The sequence below is a fragment of the Rhizobium sp. SG741 genome, assembly GCF_012275435.1.
Taxonomy (GTDB): domain Bacteria; phylum Pseudomonadota; class Alphaproteobacteria; order Rhizobiales; family Rhizobiaceae; genus Rhizobium; species Rhizobium lusitanum.
Window position 1 is genome coordinate 33,065 of record NZ_JAAZQP010000011.1, and the last position, 13,610, is coordinate 46,674.

General features: G+C 56.5%; 14 protein-coding genes and 1 pseudogene. 10 read left to right on the top strand and 5 right to left on the bottom strand.

The genetic code is table 11. The annotated features are described in order from the left end of the window. The first annotated feature begins 346 nt into the window (after nt 1-346). The 3 genes and pseudogenes from FHT29_RS24740 to FHT29_RS34635 all read left to right on the top strand — a co-directional run. Nucleotides 347-1,162 (top strand): transglutaminase family protein, encoded by an 816-nt coding sequence (locus tag FHT29_RS24740; RefSeq protein ID WP_168596122.1) that lies wholly within the window; start codon nt 347-349, stop codon nt 1,160-1,162. Nucleotides 1,163-1,637: 475 nt separating this feature from the next. Next, a complete protein-coding gene (locus tag FHT29_RS24745) occupies nt 1,638-2,345 on the top strand; it encodes a DUF72 domain-containing protein (protein WP_168600258.1) in 708 nt (235 codons plus the stop codon). 194 nt (nt 2,346-2,539) lie between these two features. Next, nucleotides 2,540-2,629: pseudogene (locus tag FHT29_RS34635) on the top strand (NAD(P)-dependent oxidoreductase); the annotation flags it as partial. 38 nt (nt 2,630-2,667) lie between these two features. Here FHT29_RS34635 and FHT29_RS24755 read toward each other — a convergent pair. Next, nucleotides 2,668-2,859 (bottom strand): hypothetical protein, encoded by a 192-nt coding sequence (locus FHT29_RS24755; RefSeq protein WP_168600259.1) that lies wholly within the window; start codon nt 2,857-2,859, stop codon nt 2,668-2,670. Between the two features lie 107 nt (nt 2,860-2,966). After that, nucleotides 2,967-3,263, bottom strand: coding sequence for a hypothetical protein (locus FHT29_RS24760; RefSeq protein WP_047555757.1), 297 nt, complete (start codon nt 3,261-3,263; stop codon nt 2,967-2,969). Between the two features lie 302 nt (nt 3,264-3,565). Here FHT29_RS24760 and FHT29_RS24765 point away from each other — a divergent pair, with 302 nt between their 5' ends. Beyond that, nucleotides 3,566-4,741 (top strand): DUF2252 family protein, encoded by a 1,176-nt coding sequence (locus tag FHT29_RS24765; RefSeq protein WP_168600260.1) that lies wholly within the window; start codon nt 3,566-3,568, stop codon nt 4,739-4,741. Between the two features lie 630 nt (nt 4,742-5,371). Here the strand turns inward: FHT29_RS24765 and FHT29_RS24770 are convergent. The 3 genes from FHT29_RS24770 to FHT29_RS24780 all read right to left on the bottom strand — a co-directional run bounded on the left by FHT29_RS24770 (nt 5,372) and on the right by FHT29_RS24780 (nt 6,710). Next, on the bottom strand, nt 5,372-5,671 hold the full coding sequence (locus FHT29_RS24770; RefSeq protein WP_047555928.1) for a DUF982 domain-containing protein: 300 nt from the start codon (nt 5,669-5,671) through the stop codon (nt 5,372-5,374). Between the two features lie 71 nt (nt 5,672-5,742). Next, on the bottom strand, nt 5,743-6,216 hold the full coding sequence (locus FHT29_RS24775; protein ID WP_047555755.1) for an Hsp20 family protein: 474 nt from the start codon (nt 6,214-6,216) through the stop codon (nt 5,743-5,745). Between the two features lie 221 nt (nt 6,217-6,437). Next, a complete protein-coding gene (locus FHT29_RS24780; protein ID WP_037190967.1) occupies nt 6,438-6,710 on the bottom strand; it encodes an usg protein in 273 nt (90 codons plus the stop codon). Between the two features lie 279 nt (nt 6,711-6,989). Here FHT29_RS24780 and groES point away from each other — a divergent pair, with 279 nt between their 5' ends. The 6 genes from groES (at nt 6,990) to FHT29_RS24810 (ending at nt 13,521) form a co-directional block, all read left to right on the top strand. Then, the gene (gene groES / locus FHT29_RS24785) at nt 6,990-7,304 is read left to right on the top strand and encodes a co-chaperone GroES (RefSeq protein ID WP_037190968.1); all 315 of its coding nucleotides are present in this window, start codon (nt 6,990-6,992) and stop codon (nt 7,302-7,304) included. Nucleotides 7,305-7,355: 51 nt separating this feature from the next. Beyond that, the gene (groL, locus tag FHT29_RS24790; RefSeq protein WP_168600261.1) at nt 7,356-8,984 is read left to right on the top strand and encodes a chaperonin GroEL; all 1,629 of its coding nucleotides are present in this window, start codon (nt 7,356-7,358) and stop codon (nt 8,982-8,984) included. A gap of 54 nt (nt 8,985-9,038) precedes the next feature. After that, nucleotides 9,039-9,299, top strand: coding sequence for a hypothetical protein (locus tag FHT29_RS24795; protein ID WP_168600262.1), 261 nt, complete (start codon nt 9,039-9,041; stop codon nt 9,297-9,299). Between the two features lie 215 nt (nt 9,300-9,514). Continuing rightward, the gene (locus FHT29_RS24800; protein ID WP_168600360.1) at nt 9,515-10,567 is read left to right on the top strand and encodes a histidine kinase dimerization/phosphoacceptor domain -containing protein; all 1,053 of its coding nucleotides are present in this window, start codon (nt 9,515-9,517) and stop codon (nt 10,565-10,567) included. A 70-nt stretch (nt 10,568-10,637) separates the two neighbouring features. Continuing rightward, nucleotides 10,638-11,009 carry a response regulator gene (locus FHT29_RS24805; RefSeq protein WP_092575401.1) on the top strand — a complete coding sequence of 124 codons (372 nt, stop codon included), beginning with the start codon at nt 10,638-10,640 and terminating at the stop codon, nt 11,007-11,009. Nucleotides 11,010-11,262: 253 nt separating this feature from the next. Then, on the top strand, nt 11,263-13,521 hold the full coding sequence (locus FHT29_RS24810) for an EAL domain-containing protein (protein ID WP_168600263.1): 2,259 nt from the start codon (nt 11,263-11,265) through the stop codon (nt 13,519-13,521). Nucleotides 13,522-13,610 lie beyond the last annotated feature (89 nt).

A 13,610-nucleotide genomic window follows, 5' to 3' on the forward strand; every position in this document is an offset into this window, starting at 1 on the left:
CCCTGGCGGGCTAGTAGTTTCCCAGTGTGCAGGAGCCATATAATTGGACTTGCTGATACCGCCGCGAAGATTGACTATGTTCTCTCTTTGTTTCGGCGTATGTCCTCAACTGAGATCCGCGCCGGCTCCCAGATCCTTGAAGCTAGGATGAGCGACAAGAGCTGTTTGGTGGGGAATTAAGCTGCGCCGGAAGTCCACACGATTTTGCCGACATGTCCGTACAGGTGAAAGTCACGACCGATGATCGCAGCATTAGGACTCCACGAGTGAGCGGAACACCTTCGTTGCCCGCGCGTTACCGCTAAATGATCGCTTCTGGCGGATATCTCGTACGAAGGACACAATGATGAAGATACGCGCGGGCTTTCACCTCGCTTATGAATGCCAGCAGGCCACCCCCATGTTGTTGGTCCTCAATATTCACCCCTCCCGCCGCGTGGATCTTCTTACGGAACAGGTCGTGATTTTCGATCGGCCAATCGAGGCTTGGTCCTACATTGACGGCTTCGGTAATGCTTGCAGCCGAATCGTCGCACCGCCCGGAATAACCACGATCTCAACAGAGTTCGAGATCTATGACGGAGGTCTTCCAGATCCGGTGCCGCAACATGCATTTCAGCACGATATCAAGGATCTGCCGGACGAGGTGCTTGTCTATCTGCTGGGTAGCCGCTATTGCGATACCGACCAACTGACGGACTTCGCCTGGAAGCAGTTCTCGTCCACGCCCCTCGGGTGGCCACGCGTGAAGGCAATCCTTGATTTCGTACACAATCACATCACGTTCGACTATCAGAAGGCGAATCCCCTCCGGACGGCGTTTGGCGGATACAATGACCGCGTCGGCGTGTGCCGCGACTTCGCACATCTCGCCATCACGCTTTGCCGCTGTATGAACATCCCGGCACGGTACTGCACAGGCTATCTAGGCGACATCGGCGTCCCCAGGGATCCTAGCCCGATGGATTTCAGCGCCTGGTTCGAAGTCTATCTCGGAGGCCATTGGCATACCGTCGATGCCCGGCACAACAAGGCGCGCATTGGCCGCATCTTGATGGCGACCGGCCGGGACGCCACCGACGTTGCGCTCACAACTGCCTTCGGCCCTGCAACCCTGTCGCGTTTCGAAGTTGTGACAGAGGAAATTCCCGGTGCCGTTTAAACGTGGCCATCTGGAAGCGTCACAAAAACGCGGCACTGAGCCGACACTTGGTCGGGGCGATGTTGCTCGAGCGACGTATTGTGATCACGGGAGTGCGGAGCCAATTTCCTTCTTGAAGTCATGGCGGGCTATCGATCTCGAGCTTCGTACGGTTTTGCCCAACTACGGACTGTAAGGACCGGGGCGCTTCATCTGCTGAATGGTCGTTTGCCATAAACGACGTCGGATTAGGGTCGGCCGCTTCAGGCCGGCGGCTCCGTAAATCTGCCCTCTCGAGAAGCTGGCGTTGTTGTCGGCCAGTCGCATTAGATCGATGCGAGTCCGCGGGCTGCCCAGGTCGCCCGAGCGGTGTATCGCCGTGTTCAGGCCCGCCTGCCGGCGATGGACAGTTGGAACAACGGCCCCGGCTTCTCGGTTACTGACAGGCATCACGCAATTTCTTCAAGCGCTTCCGCCCATCGAGAGGAACTGGAACTTGCCGATCATTGCCACAGCCGCCTGGTCAATTCCAAAAGCAGTCGCCGACCGCTTTCCCGAAGAAGGAAGTGGACTTAGCCGATACGCGGCGGTGTTTAAGGGCGTCGAAATAAGTTCGACGTTTTATAGGCAGCATAAAGCAGCCACCTTCAGTCGATGGGCTGATTCAGTTCCGAAAGATTTTCGGTTTGCGATCAAGATTCCGAAAGAGATCACCCATGTTCGCAAGCTAAGAGACATCGGCGGAGCATTCGAAATCTTTCTCCAGAAGATCTTGCCGCTGGGCGAGAAACTCGGGCCTTTGCTTTGCCAGATACCACCGACTTTAATGTTCGATCCGTATGATGCCGAGCGCGCCTTCGAGACGATGCGAAGTGCGCATCCCGGCCCAATCGTTCTTGAGGTTCGACACGAAAGTTGGGCGGCGGCCCAAGCAAGGGCTCTGATTGACCGATATTCGCTTGACCGGGTACTGGCAGATCCCGCTCCTGTCTGGCGGACTACGGATTTTCTGCATCCGCCTCGTTATGTTCGTCTGCACGGCAAACCAAAAATCCTCTATTCGAGCTACGACGACCAGGAGATCCTTTCCTTTGCGGGGTTGCTTGCCGCCGACAGCTGGTGCGTTTTCGACAACACTGCGTCGGGAGCGGCCTGCGAAAATGCGCTAACGATGCGTGGCATAATGCCGAACTTCAACGTCTAAATAGATCCACGACACTTGGTTGCCAACGTTGTCCCACACAGGAATATCCCTTCCTGTGACCCAGAGAGCCGCGGGGCGTCGTTCTATGAAATCGCCTGGTAGTAGTCTGAAGATGAAGGTGGCCGCCATCTGGCCTAAGTGGTGGCTGCTGGGTCCTGCGATCTGTTATCGAACCGGAACTCTTCGGCGGTTCAGCGACGGCGTAGGTGATGTTGGCCGATCCTCTATCCAGCTATGTCTCTGGCGCCACGATCGCGGTTACCGGCGGCAGACCGATCCTTTGACGCCAAGGATCGCCATTCGGAGGGGACCGGAGGCCTTATCATTCATTGCGAACGATGAGCCTCCCCGTGAGGAATTTCCAGAAAATCAATGAAGCAAGCGGGCAAAAGACCGACATCGTCCTGCTCGATGTTAACGAAGAAGCCTTCTCCGCGTTCGCCACGCAATACGGATTGATCGCGGCTTCGATCACCGCGATCAGCGACAGTTGCGACTGAATGCGGTTGTTCAATTGTTTCGCCCAGGAATTGCCTACGGATCGCCGAGCTCTACAAGGCCGCCGAGATACGGAAAAGCCCGGCGCGATGGCCGGGCTTTGATGTTCGTGAGCTTAGAACGCTAGTCTTTGTGCTCTGGCATGTCCTTGAGCTGATCCTTTGTCCAGTTTGTGACGGCATGGACATCGCCATCCTCGTCGCGCATGAATTGCAGATCGGTCAGCGCAACGCCTACGGGCTTTGCTCCGATGCCGAGGAAGCCGCCTACGTCGATGACGGCGGTGCCGCTGACGCCGGAGCCGTGGATGTGATCCAGCGTGCCTATTTTGTGGTCGTCCGCGCCGTAAATGGTCGCTCCTTCAAGCACGGCAGGCGTCAGTTCAGTCGTGGCGAGGCGAACATGATTTGTATGATCCATTGGTGATCCTCCTTGTTTCCTGAGGAGGGGTAACCGAAGCGAACGAAGTTTGTTCCGTGCCCACGCTCACAAGTGAGTTTCAATGTCCTACCGCGTCAGCGAAAGGCAACGCCCAGCCGGTCGATCGCTGAAGTGGGGTCGGAGGCAACGCCGGTCGGCCTGCGGAACTGTTCCGATGAGGCGGCGTTATGATAATTATTCCAAGCGTTCGCGAGGATGGCCGTGCAGCGGACACTCATTTTGAATTACCGCCTATCAGGATGCACGCCGCGCCTTACGATGTGCGACGCGAGGGCTAACGGATGAGCGCCAAGGACCGCGATTCTCTCCTGATCGCCCGACGAAACCTCAAGATGGCACGGTCCCCGGAAGCCTACATTAGGGGGACCACCAGACTGTTTTACAACTGGCTCGCCCGACACTCTTTCTCAGTCCCTGACGGACCCGCCGTGTGGATCTGTGGTGATTGTCATCTGGGCAATCTCGGGGCATTGGCGGATCGCAACGGCGACGTTGCCGTTCAGATTAGGGATTTTGATCAGGCTGTCATTGGCAATCCCGCTCACGATCTCATAAGGCTGGGGCTTTCTCTCGCCTCCGCCGCGCGGGATTCTGACCTTCCTGGTGTGACCACTGCGAGAATGCTGGATGCCCTGATTGGTGGATACGAATCCGCATCCGGGGAAAGTCAGGCGCACACACCGCACCTGCGCCAACCGAAGGACATCAGAAAGCTTGTTAGACATTCATTGCGTAGGCGCTGGCGAGATCTCGCAATGGAGAATTTTCAGACAAAACACCCCTTGCTCCCCCGCAACAAGCGCCTTTGGCCGCTGCACAGGTCCGAACGCGCCGCGGTTCTTGCGCTTTGCCGGCAGAGGAAACTGGGGGAAATCGTCCTTGAGCCGGAAAAACTGCAAAAATCGGGCGATCAGACCGTGCTTGACGCAGCTTACTGGGTCAAGGGCTGCAGTTCGCTCGGCCATCTGCGATGCGCTGTTTTGGTTGGTGACGGCAAGCACCGGCCGGTTTCGTTGCTTGATATCAAGGAGGCAATGGGTGCCGCCGCCCCTTCGGCGGCCGGATCCGGAATGCCGCGCGACGATGCCGAAAGGGTCGTTGCGGGAGCAAAGGCTCTGTCGCCCAATCTCGGCAATCGCATGGTTGCGGCAAGGGTGATGGACAAGGCTGTGTTCGTTCGCGAGATCGCGCCCCAGGATATGAAAATCGACCTCGGACGTCTTGGCGCAAAAGAACTCTGCGAAATCGGCCACTATCTCGGCGGGGTCGTGGGCCTTGCTCACGCCCGGCAGATGGGCGAGCAAGAGTGGCGTTCGTGGACGGGCGAACTTACCAGCGGGCGCAAGAGGAAGCCGGATGCACCGTCGTGGCTCTGGACGTGCGTAACCGAGCTCTTGTCGATCCATGACAAAGCCTATCTCGAACATTGCCGGCAAATCGCGCTCGAACATCACTAGCAGCAGCAACCCTGCCGAAACAGGCACCGATCATGAACCGCACGGGCTGGCTCAGCCGATAGAGCTTGTCGCGTCGACGGAGCAAACCGCCATCCACCGGCCTAGCTTCGTTACCTCGATAGACCTTCTGAAAGCTTTCCGATTACCGGACCCGGCGGCGGTATTGAAGCTCGCTACAATCAATCTCGCGCAAAAGACAGCAACCGGCGCGAAATTGATCGGAGTTAAAGGTTTGCCCCAACTTCGCGGCTATCCATTTCCCGGTGAGCGTTCACGACGTGGAAATTTTGTGCGTTGGTCGAGGTGCTATGGCAGTTACCAAGTCGACGAAACACGTCGCTGGATCGAGACTATGGTTCGTCATCTGCCAAAGCGCTGACCGAGGCAAACGCACCCCGTGGATCGAACCGGTTTAAGCGCTCCCCGTACGAAACCGTCTTCGAATCGATCCCTGGATATCCAACGCTCAGTCCGCCAAGTTCGTCCGATTGTCATCTTCGGAAGCGCGGACTGTCGTCACGACGTCAATGAGACGCCGAAACTTGACGTTCGCGACATCAGAACAGCCAGACCAATCGCCACGGCATCGCTGACGGCTTGTTTCAAGATATTCTCCTTCATCGACGCCTCTCAACGCACGTGCGGATCTCTGTCCCGCCGCAGCCGGGACGCGACGATGACATCGCCGTCGGGCGCCAGGAGATCGTGTTTCTCGGCGAAGGCGGCAAATAGGCCGCGCACGGTCTCAGCTTCAATTTCACCTCGTAGTGCCGCATCGCAGGCCTTGAGCGCGATTGAATGCGCGGGGTCTCTAGAAGAGGCCGGCCATTCCATGAGATGTCGATAAGCTTCCGTCACCGAACGAATCTCGGCCGGAAAGCCGAGGCCGACAAGAATAGAAACGGGCTCTTGGAACATATCGGGTTTCATCATGCTCTCCTTCCCAACCCAGATGTTGATGGGCGCCGTCATGACGGCGCCCTTGCTCAACAGAATGCGGATTAAGCTGCCTTCTGCGCGTCGATCTGTGCGGGTGCAGTCGATGTCGAAGCGGGCGCGGCTTCAATGGAGATTCTCCGCGGCTTGAGCGCCTCCGGGATCTCGCGAACAAGGTTGATCGAAAGCAGACCGTTCTTCAGATCGGCTCCGCTCACGCTAACATGGTCGGCAAGCTCAAACCGGTGTTCAAACGGCCGGCCGTCGATGCCGCGATGCAGGTAGCCCTCACCAGGGGTCTCCTCCTTCTTGCCCGTCACGGTTAGAAGGTTGGACTGGAAGGTGATGTCGAGATCGTCTTGAGCAAAGCCCGCCACCGCGATCGTAATTCGGTAACTGTCGTCTCCGGTCTTGATGATGTCATAGGGTGGCCAATCGCTGATCGAACGACCGCGTTGGGCATTTTCCAGAAGATCGAAGACCCGATCGAAGCCGACGCTCGAGCGGAACAGGGGTGCATAGTTATAAGTCGTTGCCATAGCCATATCCTCCTTGAAGCAACATGGATACGGAAGCGCCGAAAGACAGCGCTCCCAGCATGACCAGCCCTTTTCTCAGCGGCTGGCGGCAATCGATTTGGTTTTTCGGATTTTTGAGTTCAAGAGCCTCGTCTGAAAATTTTTTCTTGCTTGTATATTCCTTGGCGACTGAGCTCTTTGGGCCTCCATAACGTCCGGATTTGGATGGAGACCCTCGAGCCTCAATGCAGCTTGAACTCGCCTTCAACGCGGCGCCATTCGCTGGGTCCGATCAGACGCTGATGGGTGTAGCGCACTGAATGCAGCGGCCCGTCAAGGTTCGCCTGCCAGTAGTTGAGGAACTTCTGCATCTCAGGGAAATCGGGAGCCAAATCATAGTCCTGCCAGACATAAGTCTGAAGGACGGATTCGAAATCGGGAATGCGGTAGAGGATATGCGCGGTGGTAAGGCCATAACCGTTGAGCTGACGCTCCAGATCCGATGAAAATCGCATGCTTCATCTCCGTTTCGTAACAATCTGAAGGTGGCGTAAATTTTTGCATCCATCAATGATTTTTTGAACGCTCGAGGCCAGGTTGTTGTTCCTTTCCAGTGTGTTAGCAGCCATTCCTGAAGAGTGCTAATTTTTTTATTTTGACCTCTTGAAATCGAAAATCCGACAAACCAGATCATTTCGCGCAAGACGCTCGATCGAGGTTTTGCGCCCGCCCGGACTGGTCATCCGGTCCGGCCGGGGAACAACGTCATCATTGTTTGTCCATTGGAGGAAAACATGTCGTTCCGACCGCTTCATGATCGCATTCTCGTCCGCCGGGTTGAATCCGAAGAGAAAACCAAAGGCGGCATCATCATTCCCGATACCGCCAAGGAAAAACCGCAGGAAGGCGAGGTCATCGCTGTCGGCCCCGGTGCGCGCAATGATGCCGGCCAGTTGCAGGCACTCGACGTCAAGGCCGGCGATCGCATCCTGTTCGGCAAATGGTCGGGCACAGAGATCAAGATCAACGGCGAAGACCTTCTGATCATGAAAGAAAGCGATGTCATGGGCGTCATCGAGGCCCAGGCAACGCAGAAGCAGGCCGCTTAAGGCGCTTCCAATCACCAGTCGAACTTGCTGCCTATTAAAGGAGTGAACAGAATGGCTGCGAAAGACGTAAAATTCAACACCGATGCCCGTGACCGCATGCTGCGGGGGGTCGATGTACTCGCCAACGCCGTCAAGGTGACGCTCGGTCCCAAAGGCCGAAACGTGGTTATCGACAAGTCCTTCGGCGCACCGCGTATTACCAAGGACGGCGTCACTGTCGCCAAGGAAATCGAGCTCGAAGACAAGTTCGAGAACATGGGCGCACAGATGCTGCGCGAAGTCGCGTCAAAGACCAACGACATTGCCGGCGACGGCACCACGACCGCAACAGTTCTTGCCCAGGCGATCGTCAGGGAAGGCGCCAAGGCGGTGGCGTCGGGCATGAACCCGATGGACCTGAAACGCGGTATCGATGTGGCTGTCGACGCAGTCGTCAAGGAACTGAAGACCAACGCCCGCAAGATTTCCAACAATTCCGAGATTGCCCAGGTCGGCACCATCTCGGCCAATGGCGACGAGGAGATCGGCCGCTATCTCGCGGAAGCGATGGAAAAGGTCGGCAACGAAGGCGTCATCACGGTTGAAGAAGCCAAGACCGCCGAAACCGAACTCGAAGTCGTCGAAGGCATGCAGTTCGACCGTGGCTATCTATCGCCCTACTTCGTCACCAACCAGGACAGGATGCGGGTCGAGTTTGAGGATCCCTATATCCTGATCCACGAGAAGAAGCTCTCGAACCTCCAGTCCATGCTGCCGGTGCTCGAGGCCGTGGTCCAGTCCGGCAAGCCGCTCCTCATCATCGCTGAAGACGTCGAAGGCGAAGCTCTTGCAACGCTCGTCGTCAACAAGCTGCGTGGCGGCCTGAAGATCGCTGCCGTCAAGGCTCCTGGTTTCGGCGATCGCCGCAAGGCCATGCTTGAAGACATCGCCATCCTCACGGGCGGTACTGTCATCTCCGAAGATCTTGGCATCAAGCTGGAGAACGTGACGCTGACCATGCTTGGCCGAGCCAAAAAGGTAGCGATCGAGAAGGAGAATACGACGATCATAGATGGCGTCGGCTCCGAGGCCGAGATCGACGACCGCGTTGCGCAGATCCGCGCGCAGATCGAGGAAACCACCTCCGATTACGACCGCGAGAAATTGCAGGAACGCCTTGCCAAGCTCGCCGGCGGTGTCGCCGTCATCCGTGTCGGCGGCTCGACGGAAGTCGAGGTCAAGGAAAAGAAGGATCGTGTCGACGACGCGTTGCATGCCACCCGAGCGGCCGTCGAGGAAGGTATTCTACCCGGCGGCGGCGTGGCGCTGCTGCGGGCCGTCAAGGCACTCGACAATCTCGGTACGGCCAACCAGGATCAGCGTGTCGGCGTCGAGATCGTTCGCCGCGCAATCGAAGCGCCGGTGCGCCAGATTGCCGAAAACGCCGGCGCCGAAGGCTCGGTGATCGTCGGCAAGCTGCGCGAGAAGACGGAATTCTCCTACGGCTGGAACGCCCAGACGGGTGAATACGGGGATCTCTACGCCCAGGGTGTCATCGATCCTGCCAAGGTCGTGCGCACGGCGCTTCAGGATGCGGCATCTGTCGCCGGCCTCCTCGTAACAACGGAAGCCATGATCGCCGAAAAGCCTAAGAAGGAAGCCGCTCCGGCGATCCCCGCCGGTGCCGGCATGGACTTCTAAGAGTGATACGCTTAGCCCGCCCCATCAAGGGGCGGGCCACTTTCGGAGGGGAAGATGAATTCAACGCAACTGTTGTCGCGGGAGGATGCCCGGCTTTGCGCAGGCGTCGTAAGGGAGGTTTCCAGTGCGAGGGGTATCTCGAAAGATCCAGTCGCCGTCGGCAAGCTGACAATGGCGGTTGCCAGGCTTTATAACAGTGGTCTCCATAGCCGAGAGGAACTTCTGTCGGCTGCGATGCAGATGGCTGATCTCCAGTCCAGCGCAGCAACAAATGTTGGAAGCAAGGTGCACGACGTTCAACATTCCGGCAAGTAGACCCAGTCCCATCGAATATCTTTGTGGTCGATTTCCCGGCAGGAGGCGAACCAGTCGCGATTGGCTTAAGATCCTGCTACGGCAATAAAGTGTGATGCCGATCGGAAGCGGATGTGCTAGCGTGCTTTAGAGCGTCATTCCAAGGTTTGCATTGAGGGCGCTCCTGCCGAGTGATGATTCGCTACGCGAGTTTTCGGCCCATGAGGGCCATTTTCATGTCCAAAGAACCGATTGCCCATTTCGAGGCAGCGAGTACGCTTGCCGTCGTGGTTTCATCAAACGAGCCGTTGCTGTTCCTGTCTGCAGACCAGAAGGTCATTGCGGCGAGCACATCGTTCTGCCGAACCTTCGAGATCGATCCTGCGACAATTCCCGGAAGAGCGCTGAGCGAACTTGGAAACGGCGAATGGGCCATGCCCAAGCTCACTTCTCTTCTGAAGGCGACGGCAGCCGGAAGTGCGATGATTGAGGCCTACGAAATTGACCTTATGCGGCCAAACCAGAAGACACGCCAACTGGTCGTCAATGCGCAAATCCTTGACGACGGCAACAAGGACCATATCCGGCTGCTGGTGGCCCTCTCCGACGTGACCGACGCGCGCGCCCAAGCAAAACTGAAAGATGACCTCGTCCGGGACAAAGCCATCCTGATACAGGAAGTTCAGCATCGCGTCGCAAATAGCCTTCAGATCATTGCGAGCGTCCTTATGCAGAGTGCACGTCGGGTGCAGTCGGAGGAAGCGCGCGGACATCTTCACAACGCCCATCATCGAGTGATGTCGATTGCGGCGGTTCAGCGACAACTCTCGACATCGAGCGGCGGCAATGTCGAACTTCGTAGCTATTTCACCCAGCTTTGCGAGAGCCTCGGCGCATCGATGATTGCTGACGAGAGCCGGTTCTCGATATCGGTGACGGTGGATGACAGCGCCGTCGAAGCGGACGTCTCCGTCAGCCTGGGGCTTATCGTGACCGAATTGGTGATCAACGCTCTCAAACACGCCTTTATTGACCAGCAGACGGGAAGGATCGCGATCGACTATCGCTCGACCGGCAGCGACTGGACACTTTCGGTAGCTGACGATGGCGTAGGCATGCCCACTGGCAGCGTTGCTGCCAAGGCTGGACTAGGCACAGGCATCGTCGAGGCCCTCGCCCGGAACCTACAGGGTGAGATTAAGTTGAACGACGCAAGCCCAGGAACCGCAGTGATCATAAGTCATCGCGGGGAAGCCGACCGTCGAACCAGAATCCCAGCGGCCGCATAAGAACTGACCTTTCACCGAAACGTTATCAACTGAGTCCAGGGTTCCCGGCTCACACAAAACCGAGTGACATATGTTTAATGGCAAGGCGGTCATCCTGGTGGTCGAAGACAGCGCGCTAATTCGAATGGGCGCCATCGACCTGGTCCGATCCGCCGGCTACGAGGCGCTCGAGGCAAGCAACGCCGACGAGGCAATTCGCATTCTGGAATCGAGGGCCGATATCGACCTCGTCTTCACCGACGTGGAAATGCCCGGAACGATGGACGGCATCAAGCTCTCCCACTACATCCGTAGCCGATGGCCGCCGGTAAAATTGATCGTTGCTTCCGGCAGGGCCATCCTCAAAGAGAGCAGCCTTCCTGAGGGAAGCCAATTCTTCTCGAAGCCTTACGGCGATCACGCCATCGCAAACGCAATGGCCACGATGCTTTTGGGAAACTGATCTCGAACGTCTGCGCGAGCAAAGGCGTGCGGAGTCTCATCGCACGCCAGCTTGATATTTACCCCACGCGACGTTGCGGCTCTCGTTCGGACGAGAGAATTTGCGAGGGCACTTTAACCCGAGGCCGATAACTTTACGGCGATTTCTCAACAACACACACAGCTTTCATCAATAGCAGGTTGGTTAGCGGACTTAGCGTTGCTTTAAAGAAACTGTGTAAGGATGCAGGCCCGTTTCCTATACCGGCAATCTGATGAAGTTTCGAAGAAAACAAAAAATATTGCGTGGCTTCGCGAATTCTGCAGTAAGCCATACCAGCGCATTTGCTCCGGCAATATTTGCGACGACTATTGCAGTATTCGTCGTCTGTGTTGCAACGAACTGGAGGCTGGAACGATCGCTAGCCGACGAACGCTCAATTGTTGCCGGTGAGCTTGCCACCATATCATCTCGGCTTCAGACGAACCTCAATGGCAACGTGAAACTGTTGCAAGGCCTGGCGGCCGGTATCACAGTCAACCCGGCGATGGACCAAAGCGCTTTCTCCAAACTCGCCGCGGAGATCTTGCAGCCGGATTCACAATTGCGAAGCTTCGCCGCAGCTCCCGGCATGGTGGTCAAGTGGGTTTATCCAGAAAAGGGAAACGAAAAAGCGATCGGACTCGACTATCGAACGAACGAAAGGCAACGGGATAGCGCAATGCTGGCGCGCAACACCCACAATATCGTTTTGACGGGCCCTGTGGAGCTCGTGCAGGGCGGAACGGCTTTCGTGGTCAGGTGCCCGGTTTATGTCAATGACAGAACAAGCCAGATCTTCTGGGGTCTTATTTCTGGAATCGTAGACATACCAAGGCTCTACCAAGATAGTGGCCTTGAATCGACCGACCTTGAGATTGCCGTCAGCGCCGTAGCGGAACCGAAGTTGGCCAAACAGGTTTTTCTCGGCAACCTGGAAACTTTTTCGAAGAATCCGGTCGTGGCATCCGTTGATATGACTTATGGCCGATGGACCCTTGTCGCAGTGCCTAAGGGCGGATGGGGCCAAAACAGCGGCATGGCCACTTTTGAGCTCTATGCTTGCCTGTTGTCTTTGTGTGTTGTTGCGCCAATTGTTTGGGTAGGCTTTCTGACCAAATCACGCCAAAGAACCATTGAAAAACTTCGCCTTCACAAGAAAAAGCTCGTTCGAGCGCGGCAAAGGCTCGAATACCTGTCATTGCATGACGCACTAACGGGGCTCCCCAATCGCCGATTTATTGATCAGATGATCTCGCAATCGCCGAGGCCCGATCCAGAAGATTGTCTGATACTGATTCATATCGATCTCGATCGATTTAAGGAGATCAACGACACGAAAGGGCATGCCGGAGGTGATACGGTCTTGCAGGCAGTGGCTTCGCGCCTTGTCAATTTGGCCGGCCCAAACGACGTAGCGGCTCGGATCGGTGGAGACGAGTTCATCTTCGCAACCTGGAGCGCCGATCCCGCGCCTAAGGCAAACGAATTGGCCCAACAGATTGTCGATACACTCAAGCAGCCGCTATTCGTTGATGGCTCGGAGTGTGTGGTCGGCGCAAGCGTCGGCGTCGCCTGGGAAACTGAATATGCTCGTGGGCAGGACCTGAGCCAATTGCTTTTGGATGCCGATTTGGCTCTGTACGAGGCGAAGAAGGTGGGCCGCGGTCGCGCGGCCATTTTCACCGAAGCGCTTCGTAGCGCCGCAATCGGTTCGAAGGAATTGGCGGATGAATTCAATCATGCGCTCGATTGCGACGAACTGGTTGCATTTTTCCAGCCGCAGTTCAATGCAAGCACATTGGATATCGCCGGCGTCGAGACACTTGCGCGCTGGGATCACCCGCGAAACGGTCTGCTCGCCCCGGATAAATTTCTCGCTGTCGCGGAAAATTTGGGACGTTCCGGCGACATGGATAGGCTAATCCTGCAGAAGGCTCTGTTCGAGCTTACAAGATGGGACAGCCTGGGAATGCGCATCCCGCGTGTTTCGGTCAATATTTCTGCGCGTCGGCTGGTGGAGGCAAATCTGCTTGCCGAGCTATCCGAACTTCCCTTCGCGAAAGGTCGCCTATGTTTCGAGCTGCTGGAGACAATCTCCTTCGATGATCTTCAGCCTGTTCTCAATCACATAGTTCCAGCTCTCAAAGAGCTTGGAATTGAAATCGAGATCGATGATTTCGGCACCGGGCATGCCAGCATCATAAGCTTACTTAGGCTCGAGCCGCGAAGGCTTAAAATCGACCGGGAAATTATCAAGCCGATTGTCGCGTCTCCATCTCAACGGCGTCTGGTCTCCTCGATTATCGAAATCGGCCGGTCGCAGAACATCGACATCGTTGCCGAGGGCGTGGAAACAATGGAGCACGTGAAGATCCTGAGAGATCTTGGTTGCCACTTACTGCAGGGATACGCTCTGGCACGACCAATGAGCTCAAAGCAGTTGATCGAATTTTGCCGCCCGAAGGATAAAGAACTTTCAGAGGTGGGATAAAGGCTAGGCTCTGCTTCCTCGCCCCCCGGAATTGACCGTAGCCACAAACGGCTTGGTCAACCAAATTGTGAATCTCCGCGACCTCATCG

Bases quoted from the DNA above. Each gene is read 5' to 3' on its own strand.
- groES (WP_037190968.1), top strand. From the start codon at position 6,990: ATGTCGTTCCGACCGCTTCATGATCGCATTCTCGTCCGCCGGGTTGAA.
- FHT29_RS24805 (WP_092575401.1), top strand. From the start codon at position 10,638: ATGTTTAATGGCAAGGCGGTCATCCTGGTGGTCGAAGACAGCGCGCTA.
- FHT29_RS24775 (WP_047555755.1), bottom strand. From the start codon at position 6,216: ATGGCAACGACTTATAACTATGCACCCCTGTTCCGCTCGAGCGTCGGC.
- FHT29_RS24765 (WP_168600260.1), top strand. From the start codon at position 3,566: ATGAGCGCCAAGGACCGCGATTCTCTCCTGATCGCCCGACGAAACCTC.
- FHT29_RS24760 (WP_047555757.1), bottom strand. From the start codon at position 3,263: ATGGATCATACAAATCATGTTCGCCTCGCCACGACTGAACTGACGCCT.
- FHT29_RS24810 (WP_168600263.1), top strand. From the start codon at position 11,263: ATGAAGTTTCGAAGAAAACAAAAAATATTGCGTGGCTTCGCGAATTCT.
- FHT29_RS24740 (WP_168596122.1), top strand. From the start codon at position 347: ATGAAGATACGCGCGGGCTTTCACCTCGCTTATGAATGCCAGCAGGCC.
- groL (WP_168600261.1), top strand. From the start codon at position 7,356: ATGGCTGCGAAAGACGTAAAATTCAACACCGATGCCCGTGACCGCATG.
- FHT29_RS24770 (WP_047555928.1), bottom strand. From the start codon at position 5,671: ATGAAACCCGATATGTTCCAAGAGCCCGTTTCTATTCTTGTCGGCCTC.
- FHT29_RS24800 (WP_168600360.1), top strand. From the start codon at position 9,515: ATGTCCAAAGAACCGATTGCCCATTTCGAGGCAGCGAGTACGCTTGCC.
- FHT29_RS24780 (WP_037190967.1), bottom strand. From the start codon at position 6,710: ATGCGATTTTCATCGGATCTGGAGCGTCAGCTCAACGGTTATGGCCTT.
- FHT29_RS24795 (WP_168600262.1), top strand. From the start codon at position 9,039: ATGAATTCAACGCAACTGTTGTCGCGGGAGGATGCCCGGCTTTGCGCA.